Raw genomic sequence first — 5,275 nt, forward strand, 5'->3', positions numbered from 1 at the left:
CCATCAAACGACGCCGCCAGATTCACCGCCGAGGACGTAAACGCCGCCACCGGCAACTGATTCGCCGGCTGCCCGGCGCTCCCGAGCGCAAAGTGGTTGGCTACGTCCGCGTCGGACAGTGCCACCGGATAAACCGCCACCTCGTCGATTGCGCCGGCAAAGTACGGCTGCGGTCCCCATGTGTTGTCGCTGCCGACCCGCCAATACCCGGAGTAGGGCTGGGCCTGCGTCTGGGGGTTGGTGCCTACGACCGTTCCATCCACGTACAGCTTCATACCGTCAGAAGACTGGGTCGCCACCATGTGGTGCCAGGCTCCGTCGTTGTACGACTTTGGCGAAGTAATGGTATTTGTCTGGCCAGTCCAGACCCCAAAGGTCAAGGCGCCGCTGGTCTCCATATAAACGTGCCGGTCGTAACTGTTCGAGAGCCCCGTTGGCTGGTCGCCAAAGCCGATCAGCTTGCCGCCCTGCTGAGTAGTCGTGTTGAACCAGAGTTCCTCCGAATAGGTTGTCGGATTCGCAAATACATTTGCGCTGGACAACAGGCCGGACGTCCCGTTGAACGTGGCCGACGTGTTGGTCGTCCCGGCAATCCCAGAGGGACCTCCAAGAGTCACCCCGTCAACATAGGTGCCAGGATTATCCGAGGGGCTGCTGTCTGCCGCGGTGGTGCCGTTGCTCTCTCCCAGCCTCCAGTACAGATCGGGTGCCCCCTGGAACACGGCTTTGCCGTAACTGTCGGCCGGCGCGACGGGAATGTTCAGAGTGCGGCCGGAGTCGGTGAAGTGCTTCTGCACCTGTTGCAGGGTGATGACGCCTGGGTAGATCGACACTTCGTCAATGGCACCCCGGAAGAAATCGCTCGAGGGGCCGCCGGGCCAGCTTGCGATGCTGTCCCCGCCGATCCGCCAATATCCGGTATACGGCTGGCCTTGTGTCACATCGCTGCGTTGCCCAACTCGCTTTCCGTCAACATAAAGAGCCATTCCGTTGGCTCCAAGGCTGGCCGCGATCTGATGCCACTGGCCGTCGTTGTATGTACCGGCGGTGCGCAATGTATCGGTCGATCCGGTGTAGACGCCGAAGTAGATGTGGCCTGCATTGTCCATATAGATATGACGGTCGTAGTTGTTGGAGTTCCCCGTGGGGTTGTTGCCAAACCCAAGAATCTTTCCGCCCGACGTCGTCGTGGTGTTGATCCACGTCTCCGCGCTGAAGACGTCCGGACCAGGAATTGCCGTTTGAGTGGACGCCGACCCGTTGACGGTGCCGTCAAAGGTGCTTGCCGTGTTGGGGTCACCAGTGACAGCGCCCGGGGTGCCTCGCGTCACTCCCGTCCCCGCGACGGCGTCCGACCAGCCCGCCCAGTCAACGAGGGAGCTCCCGCTGCCTTCGCCGAGCCGCCAGTAGCTGCCGGCACCATCGGCCAAAACGTCAGTGGCATAAGCACTCATACTTCCAGCGGAGGCGACGGTTACCGTGACTCCGTCCGACCTGGCGATGTTCCCGAACGGGTCGGTAACGAAGATGCGGTAGCTGTGGGTCGAGCCCGGCACGAGCCCGGTGTCCTGAAAGCCCATGGCCGCCCGTTTCCAGAAAGTGGAGGCCTGGGTCGTGGTGAAGATGGGAGTGGTCTGGTGATCGTCACGGATGACGTCGTACTTCAGGTTCTCGTTGTCCTTGTCCCAGTTGGCCTGCCAGGCGACCCGGACAGTTCCGGTCGCAAGGGAGAGCACCGTGGGGTTCATGGCGCTGCCTGTTACCACGGGGCCTTGCTTGTTGGGAGCAATGGTCTTGACCGCGAACCTGACCAGACCCTGTTGGGCGGTTCCGTTCACGGTGGGAAACTCGCCACCGAGAATGACGTACTGGGAATTGCCGTTGATGGTCCAGGCCGCCTGGCTCTGGCCGGTAAACGATCCGACGTCAAGATCCGGAAACCACGGCAGCAGGGAGGGCCGGGGGGTGCCCTCGTAGTTGTAGTAGCCATACGGATCTGCCGTTATAGTTCCGGTTGCTGCCTTGCTAAAAGCCAATGCGTGGTGGAAGGTCCACTTCGGGTCGGTCTGAGGGAAGCCGCCGATGTTGCCGCAGTAGTGGTCATGGCTGACGGTGTAGACCGCCGTATCGGAGGCGTATACCCCATAGGAATCACCGTGGCAGTCCTCCACCCAGTTGAGCACCCCTCCGTCCCAACTGGCAGAGAACGCGCCTTCAAGGTTGCCCCCCGAGCCGAACACATATCCGGTTCCGTAGACATTGGTCCCGTCGGAGGTGAGGCTATAGATTGAAGACTGCGTTCCGCCGTTGCGCACCAGACCGTTCACGGCCCACGGGAGCAACGCCGCCGTCGAGGTGTCCAGGGCGGCCATGCCATAGCCCGGATTACTCGAACCATTAATACTGGTGAAATTACCGCCGACCACGACTTTGGTGCCGTCCGGAGAGATCACCATGTTGTTCACGTCGCCCCCTGCCACCACGGGGTTCCAGCCAAGCAGCCCGGCGTCGGAGGCCCGGACTGCAGCAAGGTGTGGCCGGCTGACCGAACCCACGCCGCTGAACCAGCCGCCCATGAAGACAGAAGTGTTGGTGGCAGCCAGGGCATAGACGCGCGAATTGACGTTCGGCGCAAAACTAGTGATCAATGCCCCGGTGACCGGGTTCAGGGCCGCCACATATGGCCRTGACACGCCATTGACCGTAGTAAAAGCACCGGCGACATAGATCCGGGAACCATCCGGGGAGACCGTGATGGCTTTCGCCTGGGCGTTCAGGCTCGCCACGAACGTCGTATTGAGCTTTCCGGTCGTAATGTCATAGGCCAGAATGTTGTTCCGCGCCACCGTGTTAGTGCCCGGCGCGGACCCGGCAGGCCGCGCCGTCGTGAAGTTTCCGACCACATACACGGTGTTGCCAACCACGAGCTGCTGCCACGCCACACCATCAATCTGGACCGTCGGCAACGCATCCGCAGTGACCGTGGGTGGTGTGGCCGGGTTGGCCGGATCCAAAGGCGCAGTGTCTGCCGTGGCAGCCGGGACCGGCAAAACCGCGATCGCCAGCATCATTGCGACGGACACCCCGAGAACGAGCAGTCTCTTACTGACTTCAAACACAGACCGCACTGTTAATCCTCGCGGTGGCGCACTAGATGGATGATTCTTGTCCCCGCGCGGTCGCGCCGGAACACTATCGAATCTCGATTCGATGCTCATGACTTCCCCTCAGACGTTGTGATGGACCCTGCAAAAGCTGCAATGGGTGAAGAAACTTCGTAATTCAGATAGATGTAAACCTGACCACGCTGGTCCATGGGCAGTAGGAAAACGAAGACGGCGGAGGCCGTGGCGCCCGCACCCACAGATTCTGGGAATCTCGCTGCGCCGGGTCCGCTCAGTTGCAGAGCAGGAGTCCGGTTCGGCCCGTACTCGACGTTGATAAGTGCGCCTTCGAGCGATACAGACTTTGCGGACTGATTGTGGACGGAAACCGTAAACCGAATGGCGGGGCCTGCTATCTCGCCGGGGCCTGCTGCCGTGCCCGTCACCGATTCAAACTTTGTGATGTCGGCCGTGACGCCAGGGCGCAACGCCGCGGGGTCAGTGATGGCCACGGGAGCGGACACGAGCTGCGGCGTAGCAGCAAGTTCTGCCTCCGACTTGACCTTCGCGCCTGTCGCCGTTGGTGCGGCCGCGGCGGACTCCCCGGTGGAACTAGGTGCAGGTGTTGCCGCAGTGCCGGGGGCAACACCGTTCGTTTGCGAAGCAGCAGTCTGCGGCGGCGCCTGCGTCGCTGAGGACGGGGCGGCACCGGCCTGTGTCGCGTCCTCCGCGCCGGTCCGGGCGCTGGGGGCCACTAGAGGGGAAGCCCAGATACCCCCGCCGATCAGGATCACCGCTAAAACGAGTCCGATGAGCAGTGGTTTCTTCCCTTTTCGGTCTTCCGGAGAAGGATTCTCTGCAGTTCTTGTGCTGTTCATGATTTACTCCGAGTTGAGACCGGTTGAGAAATTGACAGGAACTTCATATCGCCGAACCACCGAACTAAAGCCAGCGTGAGGTGAATCGAATTGGCGGCGAAAAACAAGGAATAGACGGTAAAGAACATCCACGGTGCGCCGAGAAGAACGAAGATGAAACAGAGCACGCCGTAGTCCGTCGGCACCAAGAAGATGGACTTAAACACGGATCCTCGCTTGGGGATTGCCTGCCGGCCGGATTTGAGCAAAGCCGTCGTCTTGAGCTGGTCGTTGAGGACCATGGCGAAGAACGAAACCGTTCCGACAATCGCGTAGCCGATGGGCACGAGGAGCCACCCCTCCGGGTGAAGCTGGAAGTGGCGGTAGGCCGCCACCAGAACCGCCAGGTGTAAGCTGACGATTTTCGTGCAATCCACCACATGGTCCAGCCACTCACCGGCCAGGGACCCTACTCCCCGAAGGCGAGCTAATTGCCCATCGGCGGAATCGAGGATGTAACCCACCGCCAAAGCAGCCCAAATGACCGCGCCGACCCACCAGTCTGGGGTAGCGAGCGCCAGCAGCAGGATTGCCCCGAAAGTGAAGCCTGCGCTGACGCCGGTCACTTGGTTGGGCGTCATTGCTGCTTGATGTGTCAGCGCGGCGGCATATCGCCCCAGCCTCCGGTTGACCAAGATTGAGTAAGGCGGGGCCCCGGCGGCCACCGACTTCTGTGCAGCGCCCAACGCCGCCAGTGTTTCGTGGAAACTGGACCGAGACAGGGAGACCTGTTCCGGCTGGACGTCGCCGAGACTCACGATGCCGCCCTGCTTTCGTCCGGAGCTTGGCTGGGGGCGGAGACCCAACTGGTTCGCACAGGGCCTTGAGCGCGGGTGAGGGTGCGGGAAGCCAGCGCATAGCAGAGGGACTCATATCCGTCGGCTACGACGTCCCAGTCATATTGAGCGGCGATTTGCCGCCCGTGCTCCGCCCTGAACCGGATTCTGCCGGGGTGCGCTTCTGCCTCCTCCGCCAACTTTGCGACGTCGTCCGGGTTCCGGAAATATCTTCCAGCCGAACCGAGTACCTCCCGGTTGAAGTTCACATCAAAGGCGTTCGTCGCCGCACCGGCGCCAATTGCCCGGAGCAATGAGGGATTGGTGCCTCCCACTGAGTGACCGTGCCAGTACACCAGCGCGTTGGCGTAGAGCTCGTCCAGCAGTTCTTGGTCCCACACGCTGCCGAGGAATTTCACCCGCGCGTCCGAGGATTCCTGGACCTTCTGGTTGTACACATGGCCGTACGGCGTGGAAC

At 61.5% G+C, this 5,275-nt stretch carries 3 protein-coding genes and 1 pseudogene; all 4 read right to left on the reverse strand.

The genetic code is table 11. From position 1 onward, the window contains the following. A partial coding sequence (locus tag AB4Y86_RS11375) for a LamG-like jellyroll fold domain-containing protein (protein WP_441402340.1) occupies positions 1-3,119 on the reverse strand: 3,119 nt, incomplete at its 3' end. Between the two features lie 95 nt (positions 3,120-3,214). After that, positions 3,215-3,982 carry a hypothetical protein gene (locus tag AB4Y86_RS11380; protein ID WP_441402341.1) on the reverse strand — a complete coding sequence of 256 codons (768 nt, stop codon included), beginning with the start codon at positions 3,980-3,982 and terminating at the stop codon, positions 3,215-3,217. Further along, positions 3,979-4,779, reverse strand: a complete 801-nt coding sequence (locus AB4Y86_RS11385) for a CDP-alcohol phosphatidyltransferase family protein (protein WP_441402342.1) — start codon at positions 4,777-4,779, stop codon at positions 3,979-3,981. Before AB4Y86_RS11385 ends, AB4Y86_RS11380 begins: the two co-directional genes overlap by 4 nt. Next, a pseudogene (locus AB4Y86_RS11390) lies at positions 4,776-5,275 on the reverse strand (glycosyl transferase); the annotation flags it as partial. The pseudogene AB4Y86_RS11390 and the gene AB4Y86_RS11385, both read right to left, overlap by 4 nt.

The organism is Arthrobacter sp. 2YAF22_2 (assembly GCF_052114645.1).
Classification (GTDB): Bacteria; Actinomycetota; Actinomycetes; order Actinomycetales; family Micrococcaceae; genus Arthrobacter.

Bases quoted from the DNA above. Each gene is read 5' to 3' on its own strand.
- AB4Y86_RS11380 (WP_441402341.1), bottom strand. From the start codon at position 3,982: ATGAACAGCACAAGAACTGCAGAGAATCCTTCTCCGGAAGACCGAAAA.